14 protein-coding genes are annotated in these 13133 nt (G+C 58.8%); 6 read left to right on the top strand and 8 right to left on the bottom strand.

Features of this window, described 5'->3' with window-relative positions:
• Window positions 1-7 precede the first annotated feature (7 nt).
• From GJU83_RS09485 to GJU83_RS09515, 7 genes are all read right to left on the bottom strand, one after another.
• A complete protein-coding gene (locus GJU83_RS09485; protein ID WP_069182459.1) occupies window positions 8-394 on the bottom strand; it encodes a DoxX family protein in 387 nt (128 codons plus the stop codon).
• Between the two features lie 16 nt (window positions 395-410).
• Window positions 411-860 carry a group I truncated hemoglobin gene (locus tag GJU83_RS09490; RefSeq protein WP_069182460.1) on the bottom strand — a complete coding sequence of 150 codons (450 nt, stop codon included), beginning with the start codon at window positions 858-860 and terminating at the stop codon, window positions 411-413.
• A 2-nt stretch (window positions 861-862) separates the two neighbouring features.
• Window positions 863-1738, bottom strand: a complete 876-nt coding sequence (locus GJU83_RS09495; protein WP_069182461.1) for a DUF3034 family protein — start codon at window positions 1736-1738, stop codon at window positions 863-865.
• Complete coding sequence (locus GJU83_RS09500) at window positions 1735-4089, bottom strand: putative bifunctional diguanylate cyclase/phosphodiesterase (protein ID WP_069182462.1); 2355 nt, start codon at window positions 4087-4089, stop codon at window positions 1735-1737. The genes GJU83_RS09495 and GJU83_RS09500 overlap by 4 nt, the downstream gene beginning before the upstream one ends.
• Window positions 4089-4754, bottom strand: a complete 666-nt coding sequence (locus tag GJU83_RS09505; RefSeq protein WP_069182463.1) for a methylamine utilization protein — start codon at window positions 4752-4754, stop codon at window positions 4089-4091. The genes GJU83_RS09500 and GJU83_RS09505 overlap by 1 nt, the downstream gene beginning before the upstream one ends.
• 16 nt (window positions 4755-4770) lie before the next feature.
• Window positions 4771-5421, bottom strand: a complete 651-nt coding sequence (locus GJU83_RS09510; protein ID WP_069182464.1) for a hypothetical protein — start codon at window positions 5419-5421, stop codon at window positions 4771-4773.
• Window positions 5422-5627: 206 nt separating this feature from the next.
• Window positions 5628-6956: an MATE family efflux transporter gene (locus GJU83_RS09515; protein WP_069182465.1), complete on the bottom strand. Its 1329-nt coding sequence runs from the start codon at window positions 6954-6956 to the stop codon at window positions 5628-5630.
• Window positions 6957-7159: 203 nt separating this feature from the next.
• Between GJU83_RS09515 and coxB the strand changes: the two genes are divergently transcribed.
• The 4 genes from coxB to GJU83_RS09535 are packed head-to-tail and all read left to right on the top strand — an operon-like array spanning window position 7160 to window position 11447.
• On the top strand, window positions 7160-8284 hold the full coding sequence (gene coxB, locus GJU83_RS09520) for a cytochrome c oxidase subunit II (RefSeq protein WP_069182466.1): 1125 nt from the start codon (window positions 7160-7162) through the stop codon (window positions 8282-8284).
• 57 nt (window positions 8285-8341) lie between these two features.
• On the top strand, window positions 8342-9925 hold the full coding sequence (ctaD, locus tag GJU83_RS09525; protein WP_069182467.1) for a cytochrome c oxidase subunit I: 1584 nt from the start codon (window positions 8342-8344) through the stop codon (window positions 9923-9925).
• Window positions 9926-9940: 15 nt separating this feature from the next.
• Window positions 9941-10543 carry a cytochrome c oxidase assembly protein gene (locus GJU83_RS09530; protein WP_153634174.1) on the top strand — a complete coding sequence of 201 codons (603 nt, stop codon included), beginning with the start codon at window positions 9941-9943 and terminating at the stop codon, window positions 10541-10543.
• Window positions 10544-10559: 16 nt separating this feature from the next.
• Window positions 10560-11447 carry a cytochrome c oxidase subunit 3 gene (locus GJU83_RS09535; RefSeq protein ID WP_069182469.1) on the top strand — a complete coding sequence of 296 codons (888 nt, stop codon included), beginning with the start codon at window positions 10560-10562 and terminating at the stop codon, window positions 11445-11447.
• Between the two features lie 10 nt (window positions 11448-11457).
• On the opposite strand, the gene GJU83_RS09540 is transcribed toward GJU83_RS09535, so the two are convergent.
• A complete protein-coding gene (locus GJU83_RS09540) occupies window positions 11458-11661 on the bottom strand; it encodes a twin transmembrane helix small protein (RefSeq protein ID WP_069182470.1) in 204 nt (67 codons plus the stop codon).
• An 80-nt stretch (window positions 11662-11741) separates the two neighbouring features.
• Between GJU83_RS09540 and GJU83_RS09545 the strand changes: the two genes are divergently transcribed.
• Window positions 11742-12476 carry an SURF1 family protein gene (locus GJU83_RS09545; RefSeq protein ID WP_227514438.1) on the top strand — a complete coding sequence of 245 codons (735 nt, stop codon included), beginning with the start codon at window positions 11742-11744 and terminating at the stop codon, window positions 12474-12476.
• An 11-nt stretch (window positions 12477-12487) separates the two neighbouring features.
• Window positions 12488-13126, top strand: coding sequence for a redox-active disulfide-containing membrane protein (locus GJU83_RS09550; RefSeq protein WP_069182828.1), 639 nt, complete (start codon window positions 12488-12490; stop codon window positions 13124-13126).
• Window positions 13127-13133 lie beyond the last annotated feature (7 nt).

Raw genomic sequence — 13133 nt, forward strand, 5'->3', positions numbered from 1 at the left:
TGGATACTCAGTTCTTCAGCTTGTACCGGCCCGGCCCAAGGAAGATCACTGCCACCGCCGTGAACAGGAAGAAACCCTGTAGTTCCAAGGCCCATCCGCCGCTGCGCCCAAGGCTGAGGAGCTCGTTACCATGGACGAGGATGATGGCAAACAGCATGTTGAAAATAATCAGCAACGCACCGATCCGGGTCTGATAGCCAAGAATGACCATCAGGGGTGCAATGATTTCGCCCACGTACACACCGTAGGCCAGGACGGTCGGCAGGCCATGGCTGGCCAGCTCGCCCTCAATGAAGCCGACGCCGTTCAGCAGCTTGGCTATGCCATGGAACAGCATCAGGCCGCCCAGCGTCAGGCGGACAATCAGTTTTCCCAGATCAGCGTTTTCGAGCAAGGTAGGGTTCTCCGTTCTATAGATTGCGAATGTCAGGGTACAGCGGCAGCAGCCGTTTGATCAGCCGGTTCTGGGCGCCGGTGGGTATGTCGTTCTGTTCCATGGCCAGTATCAGGTTTTCCGCCAGGGCATTGAACTGGGTGTCGGTGATGGCCATGTCGGAATGCAGCTCCCGCATCTCCCGACCGGTATAGGTGCAGGGCCCGCCACTGAGCTCGCACAGCTGATCCGTCAGGTTGTGGTGGAACTGGGCGACATCCATGCCCTTGAACTGCTGGTTGATGCGATCGTCCTCGACAATCAGATACAGCAGGTCTTCGACCACGTTGGCAATGCCCTCACGTTCACCGAGTTGCTGATACAGGGATGCATCAGGCTGGCTGTTCATACTCTGGCAGCCCACCAGAACCATTGCCATCCCCAGCATCAGGGGGGCGATCAAGCGCTTGGGGTTCAGGTTTGTCATGATCAAAAGCTCCCCTGCAGCGAGAGATACAGACCTTGCTGGTCTTCCAGAGTGGCGACGTCACCCAGGTTGACCAAGGCTCCGGTGACCGCCAGGCGCCGGTCCGGCACCCAGGCTACGAACAGGTCCCACCAGTCATCCTCGGTGGCAAAACCCAGATTGTCCGGCTTTTGCCGGTACTCCGCACCCACCAGCCACTGACGGTTCAGGAACAGTCCTACGCTGCCCTCCATCATCAGTTCGTGGCTGTTATTCCGGTCACCGCCAAAACCCAGAAGGCCGCCCTGGTTGGCCCTGGTTGCCCGGGCGGTCAGATTAACCAACAGGTTCCTCTCCATCACCGCCGCGAAGAACAGCTTGCTGCCGCTGACAAACACATCGGTGCCACTGTCATCCCGGGCGCCGATGGCCGAAGGCACGGTGAAATCACGTTGGCGTTTATACTGAATGCCGGCAGACCATTGGCCCCAGGGAGTGTAAAGGACATCACCGGCGAGCCGAACCTTGGCACCGAAAATGTCCTGATTCAGTTCGTCCTGCTCAAGTCCGAAGCCGTCTTTGAGGGTAAACACCAGGCTGTCCAGATCGAGGGTCTGCCGTGCCACGGTGATTTCCAGACGGTTGTTCCAGTTCAGTCCCGCGCCGGTGACCGAGAGCGAGTAATCGTCCACTTCGGCCCGGCTGAGCGCCAGCGTGCCGCCCCACTCTTCATCGCTGGCGTAACTTCCCAGAAGGGCCCAGGGGACCAGGCCACCACCGGCACTGCCTTCAATGGTAGTGACACCTCCGGTCGCCCAGATCCGGCTGCCGATGTCGGCCACCGCGGTCTGGGCTACCAGAAGCGCCAGGGTCAGGGTTATGAAGGGTCTGGCTGTCATTCTGAATACTCCGGGTTGCGGTGGGTCAGTTCCCGTTCTCGGGCGGCCAGGGACCGGGCAGTCTCTGGCAAATCCTCAGGGGCTACCGGCCGGCTCAGGTAGAAGCCCTGGCCCAGATTGCAGCCCCAGTGTTGCAATAGCTGCCAGGCCTCCAGATTCTCGATGCCCTCGGCGACGACTTTTAGCCCAAGGCCGTGGGCCATATCGATGGTGGAGCGCACGATGAGTTGGTCCTGAGGCTCGGAATCCAGTTTCAAGACGAAGGACTTGTCGATTTTCAGCTCCTGTACCGGCAGCTTGCGCAGTTGGGACAGCGAGGAATAGCCGGTGCCGAAGTCATCGACCGACAAGGTCACGCCCAACTCACGGAGCCGATTCAGGGTCGCCATGGCCTCTTCCGGATCTTCCATCAGCGCACTCTCGGTGACTTCCAGGGTGACCCGCGCCAGATCGTGGTGCCAGTCCTTGAAGGTATCGCGGATGTATTGGATCAGGGCAGGCCAGGTCAGGTCCATGGCGGACAGGTTGATGGCCACACCCGCGTCAACACCCTGGTTATGCCATTGCCGCGCATCGCTGGCCACCCGTTGAAGGATATGGGCTGTCAGATCATGAATCTGCCCGGATTGCTCGGCGAGGAAGATGAACTCCTCCGGGGATATGAATCCGAGCTCCGGGTGAATCCACCGCACCAGGGCCTCTACCTGAACCAGCTCGCCGGTCTGGCTGTCGAGTTTCGGCTGATAGTTCATATGCAACCCGTTATTCAGGATTGCCGCGTGCAGATCGGTGATCAGCTTCAGTTCCCGGAGATGGCTTTCATCCTGGCCGGGCTTGTAACGGGTGAAGGCATCGGGGTGGGCCTCGGCCTGCTCGAAGGTAAGATTGAGCCTGCGACGCAGGGCATCGGTATCCGAGGCATCTTCCGGCAGTTCCATGGTGACGATGGTGACCCTGAGGGAGAAGGGGGTCTGGTCTACCTGCAGAGGGGATTCAACCAGCTCGTGCAGTTGTCGGATCCGGTGACTACTTTGCTCCGGGGGCAGTTGCGGAATCAGGGCCAAGAACTCACCGCCCCCGGTACGGGCGACGATACGCGCGTCTGGAAGCTCTTCCTGCAGGCGCGTGGCGATGCCAATCAGGACTTTGTCGCCGAATTCCAGGCCCAGGGTATCATTGATGTCGGAGAGGTCGTTCAGCCGTATTCCCACCAGTGTGCCCCGTTCACCCTGCTCAAACAGCGTGGCGGCGTCTTGCATCAGGGCGTTTCGGTTTTTAAGCCCGGTGACATCATCATGGGTCGCCGCATACCGGATCTGGGCTTCCCGTTCCCGAAGGCCGGACAGCATGTCCCTCAGGGCGTTCCGGAGCTGGGTCAGTTCGCCGCCGGCCCGGATGGCTGGAGCCCGGGGCGTATTGCCCTCACCGATGGCCCGCGCGTAGCTTGCCAGTTGCAACACCGGACGACCCAGATTCCGGGCAATAACCAGGGCAAGCAGGATGGCGAAAACAAGGATGGCGCTCACCAACAGGGCGATTTCCACGGCCCGCCGGTAATAATTCTGGAGCGTTGCATCGCGACTGATCAGCAGCACGGCCTGGATGGCTGCAGGTTCCGAGTCGCCAAGGTTGATGATGCGGGTGAAATAGCCAGCACTTTCGATGAACCTGGCGTTGCCGGGTGCCCCTTTGAGCTCTTGTTCTAGATTGTCGTCGATGCGGGTGGTGGTGGCAAAGCTGCTCAGGCCCTCTGTTTGATCGGATCGCGCCCGGAAAATCACCGAGGTCCCACTGAGACGGGCGATCACTTCCGCGAGGGATTGGTCCAGGGCAAAGCCGGTAACCAGCCAGGCCCGAAGACCCGGAGCCTCAACCGGCGTTACAAGAACCTCAAAGCCCATGCCGTCGATAGCGCGCAATGACCGGGTAAACCCGTTGCGCCGAGTGTTGGCGAGCTGGTCGGGTGTGATTTCAGGAAACGGGCGCTGTAAGGTCGAGGCCAGGGGCTGCCCCTGACTGTCCAGCAGGAGCGCGAAGTCGGCACCTACCCTTCCGCTGTGGTTCTCTAGCGCGCTGTCGATGGTGGCCGGGTCGCGGCTGGCAATGGCCGAGCGAAAGCCGAAATCCTGAACCACGACGCCGAGCCGGGACAGTTCCAGTTCGGTGCGCCGGTCAATGACTTCGTTGGTCAGCCGCTCACCGATGGCCAGTTGCTCCAGGGCCCGGCTTTTTTCATCCTCGAACAGGTACACCATCAGCAGGGCCACGATCACCAGGCTGACCAGGGCCACCAGTGAAATCATGGCGGCAATCAGTCGGCCGCGGAATCCGAGACGAGACGCCAAACCCATCAAAGCTCCCGGAAGCGCTGCTGGAGTCGGTCCAGCGAACCTTCTGCGGCAGGCTCGGGTTCGAGGTTGAGCGTTACGATTGCTGGCTTATCGCCAGCCTCGATTTCACGGGTGACCGGGCGGGTGTTGTCCGGCAGTCGTGGGTGCCAGATCTCCACTGTCACCTTCTCAGGGCTGCCTTCGGTACCCTGCGACTCGATGGACAGGGTGACCTGGCCGGAGGCATCCGTCTGGCTGGTCGCGGCGGTATCGGTAACCACCACAAACCCTTGCATGTGATCGTGAATGTTGCAGCCCAGCTCAACGATACCTGGTTTATCGAATACGATCGGAGCCGCCGGGCGGTCGGCGTAGAGTTCAATGTTGAAGGTTTTTGCCGGCGAGAAGGAGTAAACGTGGTGCTGGGTATTGTCGCGATTCGGGAAATCCACGCTGGAGCCAACGGGAACCACCAGCACATGAGGATGGAAGGCGCGATCCTTCTGATAAATTTCGGCAGAAACCGGGGTGCCCTGACGGCCGCTGTCCACGGAAACCACGGCATTGGCCACGGGCTCGGTGCTGCCATCCAGGGTAACGGTTACAGACAACTCGTAGGCGTTGGCTGTCACTGCCATGGCAGACATCAAAAGGCCCGCCAGTACTGCAATCGCTGATACTCTCATTAATCCTCTGAACCTGTCAGGCCATACCGGAACCGAGGGAAAATCGAATGTGGTTCCTTACCAGCAGATTTTCCCAGTAATGCCGCATCCAGTCCCACGCGGCGTTGTTCACCTGCTCGACAAACGGGTCGAGGTTCAGCTCGTAATAGTCCGGCGTGCCTGCTATCTGCAACACGGTTACGGTGATGGAGTCGTCCAACTCATTGGCAAAGGGCTCGCCGATCAGCTGATGAGCCAGAAGGTTAGCACGAGTGGCTTCTATATCCACGATTTCACTGGCCCGGGTACACCGGTTATTTTCGTACATTTCTTCCATCAGCCTGTGGCACAGGTAGGCGCGAATCAGCAGGCCATCAAGGCCGTCATAGCGCACCAGAAGCGCCGACGGCTGGGTGAAATAGCGGATGGCGGCGTTCACGAATGGCTCAAACAGATCGGCTTTCCCCGCCTCACGGGCGCAGGCTTCGACGCACTCAATCAGCCTCGGCGCCATTTCAATGTATTCGACCACAAACTGGAACAGGCAGGTGGCAGGCTGGTAACCCTCGATGGTAACGGCAGACGGCAACACAGCAACCTTTTCATGAAGCTGCCGGAGGAAGGTTCCGGAGCGGGCTTCCTTGCGTCGCGCCTGATCAATAATCTCTAAGACTACCTGTGGTGTCATTTCAGGAGAAGCCGATGTCTGAACGAATTGAGGTCGCAAGGCGCCTCCCGTTGTTAGCAACTGATAGCAACGAGTTCCCGGGCAGGAGAGGAGGGCTGGCTACCACATCTTGCCTGCCTGTTCAGACAAGTGTAGCCGAGATTTTTCCAACTGCTTTTATGCCATGGTGTAAATAGTGAGCCGTAGTGTTACAGATTGAATCCGGGTCACTGGCTCTGGAACCACCGGTCATGACGAGTGTGGGACCAGCATAGCCACCCCATGCTCACGGCACGCGCGATCATCAGGGAGATCAATGCGAACCAGAGCCCGTGATTGCCCCAACCTGTGGTGAGCCACCAGACCGGCGCAAAAACGGCCAGGGCGGAAAACAGCATGGTGTTCTGCATGTCCCGGGTCCGGGTTGCCCCGATAAACACGCCGTCCAGAAGAAAACCCCAGACTGCGGCAAACGGTAGCAGCCATAGCCAGGGCAGGAAGCGCCAGGCGGTAGCCCTGACCTCTTCGATACCGGTAAGCAGCGAGATCAGCCAGTGCCCGCCGGCGACAAAAACAATGGTCAGTAGCAGGGCGCCCCAGAGTGACCATCTCAGGGCACTGCGGAAGACCACCCGGAACCGGCGCCGGCTGCCTTTGCCAATGGCTTCGCCAATCAGCGCCTCGGCGGCATTGGCAAAACCGTCCAGGGCGTTGGAAATCAATAGCAGAAAAGTGATCAGAACCGCATTTGCCGCGAGGATGGTGTCTCCCTGTCGGGCGCCCTGGGCGGTAAAGAAAGCCAGCACCAACAGCAGGGCGATGGTGCGAACCATAATGTAGCGGTTCACCCGGAGGATCTTCAGGTAATCCTCCAGCTTGCCAAATAAAGCCCGGGTGAGTGTCTGCCCCTCGGGCATCCGGCTCAGCACGATCAGGAATCCGATCGTGGCGGCACCGTACTCGGCAATCACCGTGGCGATGGCCACGCCTCTGCTGTTCCAGCCAAGCACGGTAACAAAGAGGATATCCAGCACGATGTTCAGGCCATTGGCGGCAATCAGCATGATCATGGGGCCCCGGGGAAACTGGGTGCCGATCAGCCAGCCAACCAGCGTGTACTGGCACAGAACGGCCGGCGCGCTCCAGATCCGGATAGCCGCATACTCGGCTGCCAGCTCGGTCACGCCCTGACTGGGATTCATCAGGGTCAGCCCGGTCTGGATCAGTGGCTGGTGACACAGAATCAGCAGCACGCCAATACCCGTTGCCAGCAGCACCGAGCGCAGCAGTAATGCCACCTGGCTGAAGCTGTCGCGCTTGCCCCATGCCTGGGCCGCCAGGCCGGTCGTGCCCATCCGCATGAAGCCAAAGGTCCAGTACAGGATACTGAACAGATTGGCACCAACGGCCACGGCGCCCAGGTATTCGGGACTTTCCAGATGTCCGAGCACGGCAGTATCCACCAGCCCCAGTAGAGGAACGGTGAGGTTGGTGAGCATCAGAGGCCATGCCAGAGCCCAAAGGCGTCGGTCGGTTGCCGGGAGGTGAAAAGTCATATTCTTTTTGATTCTTAAAATTCCGTGGTTAGCTTTTTTGGATTTAGCCGATTTTTTAGTCTTTTTTTGATCTGTGTCTATACTCGAATCTGAGGTATCCGTAAGCAGGCTTCCACTCTGGTTTTTCCGGTGTATGCGAGCGCCAGAGAGACCGGTGGGATAACGCAAAATCCGACAAGAATAACACTCTGTGGAGACACAGTATGCGCGTGCACGCTCAGCGGGCAGGTGCCCTTTTAGGCGGTCTGATGTTCCCCGCCTGGTCCATGGCGGACTGGACACTGAACATGACCCCGGGGGTGACCGGCACCAGTAATGAAATTTTCAGCCTTCACATGACCATACTCTGGATCTGCGTCGTCATTGGCGTCGTGGTCTTCGGAGTCATGTTCTGGTCTATATTTGCCCACCGAAAATCCCAGGGCGCCAAACCGGCGAACTTTCACGAGAACACCCTGGTAGAGATTCTCTGGACCATCATACCTTTTGTCATCCTGGTTGTTATGGCGATTCCTGCCACGGCAACCCTGGTCGATATGTATGACACCACCGAATCGGAGGTGGACATCAAGGTCACCGGCTACCAGTGGAAGTGGCAATACGAATACATCAATGAGGATTTTGGCTACTTCTCCAACCTTTCCACGCCACGGGAACAGATCGAGAACCGCCAGGCCAAAGGCGAGAATTACCTGCTGGAGGTGGATAACCCGCTGGTGATTCCGGTGGGCAAGAAGGTCCGCTTCCTGCTGACGGCCAACGATGTCATCCACTCCTGGTGGGTGCCGGATTTCGGCGTCAAGAAAGATGCCATTCCGGGCTTTATCAATGAGACCTGGACCCGGGTCGACAAGCCCGGCATCTACCGTGGCCAGTGCACCGAGCTCTGCGGCAAGGACCACGGCTTCATGCCGGTGGTTGTCGAGGCGGTTCCCGAGGAGGAATACAACGCCTGGGTCGCCGAGAAGAAAGAGGCTGCGGAGCGTGAACGCCAGTTGACCCAGAAAGACTGGACCTTGGCCGAGTTGATGGAGCGCGGCGAGAAAGCCTACCAGACCGCCTGTGCCGCCTGTCACCAGGCTGATGGCAGCGGCGCGCCCCCAGCCTTCCCGGCGCTCAAAGGCAGCCAGGTAGTGTTGGAAGACATGGCCGCCCACATCGATATTGTGGTTAACGGTGTCTCCGGAACGGCCATGCAGGCCTTCGGCGGTCAGCTCAGTGAGGTGGACCTCGCCGCGGTGATTACCTATGAGCGCAACGCCTGGGGTAACAACACGGGTGAAATGGTCACTCCGAAAGAAATTTTTGATTACAAGAACCAGCAGTAATCATCGCCAGATAACAGATATCACCAGCCACAATAAATGGCGGTAACGGGGGTTTTCATGAGTGCGGTTGCAGATACCCACGCCCAGGATCATCATCACGGCCCGGCCAAAGGCATCAGCCGCTGGCTGCTGACCACGAACCACAAGGATATCGGGACCATGTACCTGATATTCAGTTTCGCCATGTTCCTTCTGGGCGGAACCATGGCCATGGTCATTCGGGCAGAGCTTTTCCAGCCCGGCCTGCAGATTGTGCAGCCCGAGTTCTTCAACCAGATGACCACCATGCATGGCCTGATCATGGTCTTCGGTGCGGTCATGCCGGCCTTTGTCGGCCTGGCCAACTGGATGTTGCCTCTGATGATCGGGGCACCCGACATGGCGCTGCCACGGATGAACAACTGGAGCTTCTGGCTGCTGCCCTGTGCCTTCCTGATCCTGGTCTCCACGCTGTTCATGGAAGGTGGTGCGCCCAACTTCGGCTGGACCTTCTACGCGCCCCTGTCGACGACCTACGGGCCGCCCAGCACCACCTTCTTCATCTTCGCGGTCCATATCATGGGTATCTCCTCGATCATGGGCGCCATCAACGTGATCGCCACCATCCTGAACCTGCGGGCCCCGGGCATGACCCTGATGAAAATGCCCCTGTTCGTCTGGACCTGGCTGATCACGGCGTTCCTGCTGATTGCGGTGATGCCGGTACTGGCCGGGGTGGTCACCATGATGCTGATGGACATCAACTTCGGCACCAGCTTCTTTGACGCCTCTGGCGGTGGTGATCCGGTGCTGTTCCAGCATGTGTTCTGGTTCTTCGGGCATCCCGAGGTGTACATCATGATCCTGCCGGCATTCGGGGCGGTGTCCCATATTATTCCGGCGTTCTCGCGCAAACCGCTGTTTGGCTATGCCTCCATGGTCTATGCGGTGGGTGCCATCGCCCTGCTCTCCTTCGTGGTCTGGGCGCACCACATGTTCACCGTCGGGATCCCCATCGTTGGCCAGCTGTTCTTCATGTACGCCACCATGCTGATTGCGGTACCTACCGGGGTAAAGGTGTTCAACTGGGTGGCCACCATGTTCCGGGGCTCCCTCACCTTCGAAGCGCCAATGCTGTTTGCCGTGGCGTTCGTGATCCTGTTCACCATCGGTGGTTTCTCTGGCCTGATGCTGGCCATTGCGCCGGCTGACTTCCAGTACCACGATACCTACTTCGTGGTTGCCCACTTCCACTATGTGCTGGTGCCGGGCGCCATCTTCGGGATTTTCGCTTCCGCCTACTTCTGGCTGCCCAAATGGACCGGCCACATGTACGACGAAACCCTGGCCAAGACCCATTTCTGGCTCTCGTTTATCGGTATGAACCTGGCGTTCTTCCCGATGCATTTCCTGGGTCTGGCCGGCATGCCGCGACGGATTCCGGACTATGCCCTTCAGTTTGCGGACTTCAATATGGTTTCCAGTGTTGGAGCGTTCATGTTCGGCGCGACTCAGCTGTTGTTCCTGCTGATTGTGGTCAAGTGCATCAAAGGTGGCAAAGAGGCTGCGGCCAAGCCCTGGGATGGTGCTGAAGGCCTTGAGTGGACCGTGCCTTCGCCGGCGCCTTACCACACCTTCTCGACACCACCGGAAGTGAAGTAACCGGAGGCCGGTGCCATGTCGAACCAGCAGGCAAATAATGCAGGCTCTTCCCGTAGCACCAACCGGGTTGTCGGTTGGTGCCTGGCCGGGGTGGTTGGCATGTTTGCCTTCGGCTTTGCCATGGTGCCGCTCTACGACGTGTTCTGCGAGATTACCGGGATCAACGGCAAGACCGGTGGCAGGTACGAGTCCACCGAGGTGGCCGAAGCGGACATGACCCGCACGGTGAAAGTCCAGTTTCTGGCCTCCAATGGCCCGGGAATGACCTGGAAGTTTCGACCGGTTGTGCGTTCCGTGGAGGTACATCCCGGGGAGCCGACGACCGTGAACTTCTACGCCGAAAACCCGACAACCGAGGCTATGGTCGGGCAGGCGGTCCCGAGCCTTGCCCCGTCGGAAGGCACGTTGTACTTCCACAAGACCGAATGCTTCTGCTTCAACCAGCAACCGCTTGAAGCGGGTGAAAGCACTGAAATGCCGCTCATTTTCATCGTCGACAAGGACCTGCCCGAACACATCACCAAGCTTACGCTTTCATACACGCTGTATGACCAGGGCAAGCAGCCGGCGGTAACGCAAACTTCCCGGAAAGACACAACAACAAACGATAACGGATAAGCCATCGGAGACTGTCATGGCGGAAAACCAGACCTATTACGTTCCGGAACAAAGCAAGTGGCCCATCATCGCGACCGTTGGCCTGGGGGTGACCCTCTACGGGGTGGCCGCCATCATGGTCAATGGCAAGCAGGGGGAGAGCACGACCGGCGCCTGGATCATGTTCCTGATCGGCGCCCTGATCATGGCTTATATGCTGTTTGGCTGGTTCGGGAACGTTATTAAAGAAAGCCGGGCTGGGCTATATAGCGAACAGATGGACCGCTCGTTCCGATGGGGGATGAGTTGGTTCATCTTCTCGGAGGTGATGTTTTTCGCGGCGTTTTTCGGCGCCCTGTTCTACGTTCGCGTGTTTGTCGTGCCCTGGCTCGGCGGCGAGGGTGACAAAGGCAGTACCAATATGTTGTGGGAGGGGTTTTCCGCCAATTGGCCGCTGATCAACAACCCCAATCCGGAAGCTTACCCCGGCCCCAAGGAAGTGATCAGCGCCTGGGGTTTGCCGCTGATGAACACCATTTTGCTGGTCACCTCGTCATTCACGATTACGGTGGCCCACCATGCCCTGAAAGTGGGTAATCGGGCGAAAACCAAGCTCTGGCTGGCAATAACCATTGCTCTTGCACTGGTGTTCCTGTTCGTACAGGGCTATGAGTACATGCACGCCTATCAGGATTTGGACCTGACCCTCGCCTCCGGCATATATGGCAGCACCTTCTTTATGCTAACCGGGTTCCATGGTGCGCATGTAATGCTGGGTTCGTTGATGCTGATCATCATGCTTGTTCGCATCAACAAGGGGCACTTCACCGCCGAAAAGCATTTTGGCTTCGAGGCAGCGGCCTGGTACTGGCACTTCGTGGATGTTGTCTGGCTGGGCTTGTTCGTTTTCGTCTACATCATTTGAGGTTTGCGGGTCAGGGCGTCGGATTTAATGTCAGGGCGCCCTGCCACAGAGCGATCAGAATCACCGCCAGGAGCAGTATGCTAAGCGCGACCCGGACGGCAAGGGAGTTGACCACCCGATGGGTCTTGCCGCCATCCTTGATCAGAAAGAAAAGGCCGCTGAACAGGCTCACCACCACGGCAAGCATCAGGAAAACGATAAAGGCCTTGAGCATGAGAATTCCTGTTTTTATTGGTGTTGTGAATGTACGGGGCGGAACAGGTTCCGGGCTCGCTGAGGTCACTATAGCAGAGCATGTCTGATTCGCAGCGTACACACCGCCAATGGCACTTTGACTGGCGGTTGCTGGTGTTCAGCGGCGTATTTCTGCCTTTGCTGGTCAGCCTGGGTGTCTGGCAGCTGAACCGGGCCGAGGAAAAGCAGGTCCTGCTGGAGCAGTGGCAGCAGGAAGCAGAAAACCTGGCATGGCAGGACATGGTGTCCGGAGATCTGACCAGTGGCCGGCCAGTGACATTAACCGGCATGTACGGAAGCCGAACCTGGCTTCTGGACAACCGGACCCGGGACGGAGCTCCCGGGTATGAGGTGCTTGCAGAGTTTCGACCGCTTGAGGGGCCGCCGGTGGTCATCAATCGCGGTTGGGTACAGGCGCCGCGAACCCGGGCTGAGCTCCCGGACATCGCAACGCCCGAGGGCATTTTCACCCTGGAAGGGCGGATCAGCGATTACCCGGTACCTCCGGTGCTGGTGGACCAGCCGGCGGCCGAGGATCAATGGCCCCAACGAGTGCAGAGTCTCTCCGAGCAGGCTGCGCGGCTGGAGATCCCGGAACTTCCCGACAGGATTGTGCGGCTTTCCGGGGAGGGCCAACCGGGCGCTTACCGCGCGGATTGGGAACCGGACCTGATGGGGCCGCAAACCCATTACGGATATGCCACGCAATGGTTTGCGCTGGCCGTGGCGCTGACTATATTGACGGTAGTGGCGAGCTATAGAAAGCGCGAGTTATCGAAAGACAGGAGCCAATAATGACAATGACAATGGCTAACCGGATATCCAACCAGGAACAGAACGAAGGGCCAACCCCGGAGCAGGCCCGTCGCGGCCGCCGCACAGCGTTCCTGCTGTTTGCACTGGGTTTTGGGCCGATGATTGTCGCAACCATCATGTTTTACACCGGCTGGCTGAACCCTGCCGGCCATACCAACAACGGCGTTCTGCTTCAGCCCGTGGCGCCGGTATCGACGCTCAACCTTGAAACCGCGTCCGGCACTCCGCTGGCAGAGCGCTTCGGTCCGGATAAAGCCGACCCGGACTGGCTGATGATCGTGGCTGCCGGACAGTGTGGCAGCCAGTGCGAGGAACTGCTCTATCTGGCCAGACAGGTGAATATTGCCCTTGGCAAGAACGCCAATCGTGTCTCCAGGGCGGCGGCACTGGGGAGTGTGCCTTCCGATCTGCAGGCGCGTTGGTCTTCCGAATACAGCTCCATGGAACGGCTTGTGCCCGCAGCAGGTGCTCAGCCCAACTGGCCATCCGGTATCAATCCGGACGCCGAGCCCCGCATCCTGCTGGTCGATCCCTTCGGTAATGTGATGATGCATTACGGCTCCGAACATACCGGCAAGGATATGCTGGAGGATCTCAAGCATCTGCTCAAACTGTCGCAGATCGGTTAATGGTCAC

It is taken from the genome of Marinobacter salsuginis, assembly GCF_009617755.1.
Classification (GTDB): Bacteria; Pseudomonadota; Gammaproteobacteria; order Pseudomonadales; family Oleiphilaceae; genus Marinobacter; species Marinobacter salsuginis.

Coding starts and splice junctions, on each gene's coding strand:
- GJU83_RS09490 (WP_069182460.1), bottom strand. CDS start 860: ATGACAAACCTGAACCCCAAGCGCTTGATCGCCCCCCTGATGCTGGGG.
- GJU83_RS09495 (WP_069182461.1), bottom strand. CDS start 1,738: ATGACAGCCAGACCCTTCATAACCCTGACCCTGGCGCTTCTGGTAGCC.
- GJU83_RS09500 (WP_069182462.1), bottom strand. CDS start 4,089: ATGGGTTTGGCGTCTCGTCTCGGATTCCGCGGCCGACTGATTGCCGCC.
- GJU83_RS09505 (WP_069182463.1), bottom strand. CDS start 4,754: ATGAGAGTATCAGCGATTGCAGTACTGGCGGGCCTTTTGATGTCTGCC.
- GJU83_RS09510 (WP_069182464.1), bottom strand. CDS start 5,421: ATGACACCACAGGTAGTCTTAGAGATTATTGATCAGGCGCGACGCAAG.
- GJU83_RS09515 (WP_069182465.1), bottom strand. CDS start 6,956: ATGACTTTTCACCTCCCGGCAACCGACCGACGCCTTTGGGCTCTGGCA.
- coxB (WP_069182466.1), top strand. CDS start 7,160: ATGCGCGTGCACGCTCAGCGGGCAGGTGCCCTTTTAGGCGGTCTGATG.
- ctaD (WP_069182467.1), top strand. CDS start 8,342: ATGAGTGCGGTTGCAGATACCCACGCCCAGGATCATCATCACGGCCCG.
- GJU83_RS09530 (WP_153634174.1), top strand. CDS start 9,941: ATGTCGAACCAGCAGGCAAATAATGCAGGCTCTTCCCGTAGCACCAAC.
- GJU83_RS09535 (WP_069182469.1), top strand. CDS start 10,560: ATGGCGGAAAACCAGACCTATTACGTTCCGGAACAAAGCAAGTGGCCC.
- GJU83_RS09540 (WP_069182470.1), bottom strand. CDS start 11,661: ATGCTCAAGGCCTTTATCGTTTTCCTGATGCTTGCCGTGGTGGTGAGC.
- GJU83_RS09545 (WP_227514438.1), top strand. CDS start 11,742: ATGTCTGATTCGCAGCGTACACACCGCCAATGGCACTTTGACTGGCGG.
- GJU83_RS09550 (WP_069182828.1), top strand. CDS start 12,488: ATGGCTAACCGGATATCCAACCAGGAACAGAACGAAGGGCCAACCCCG.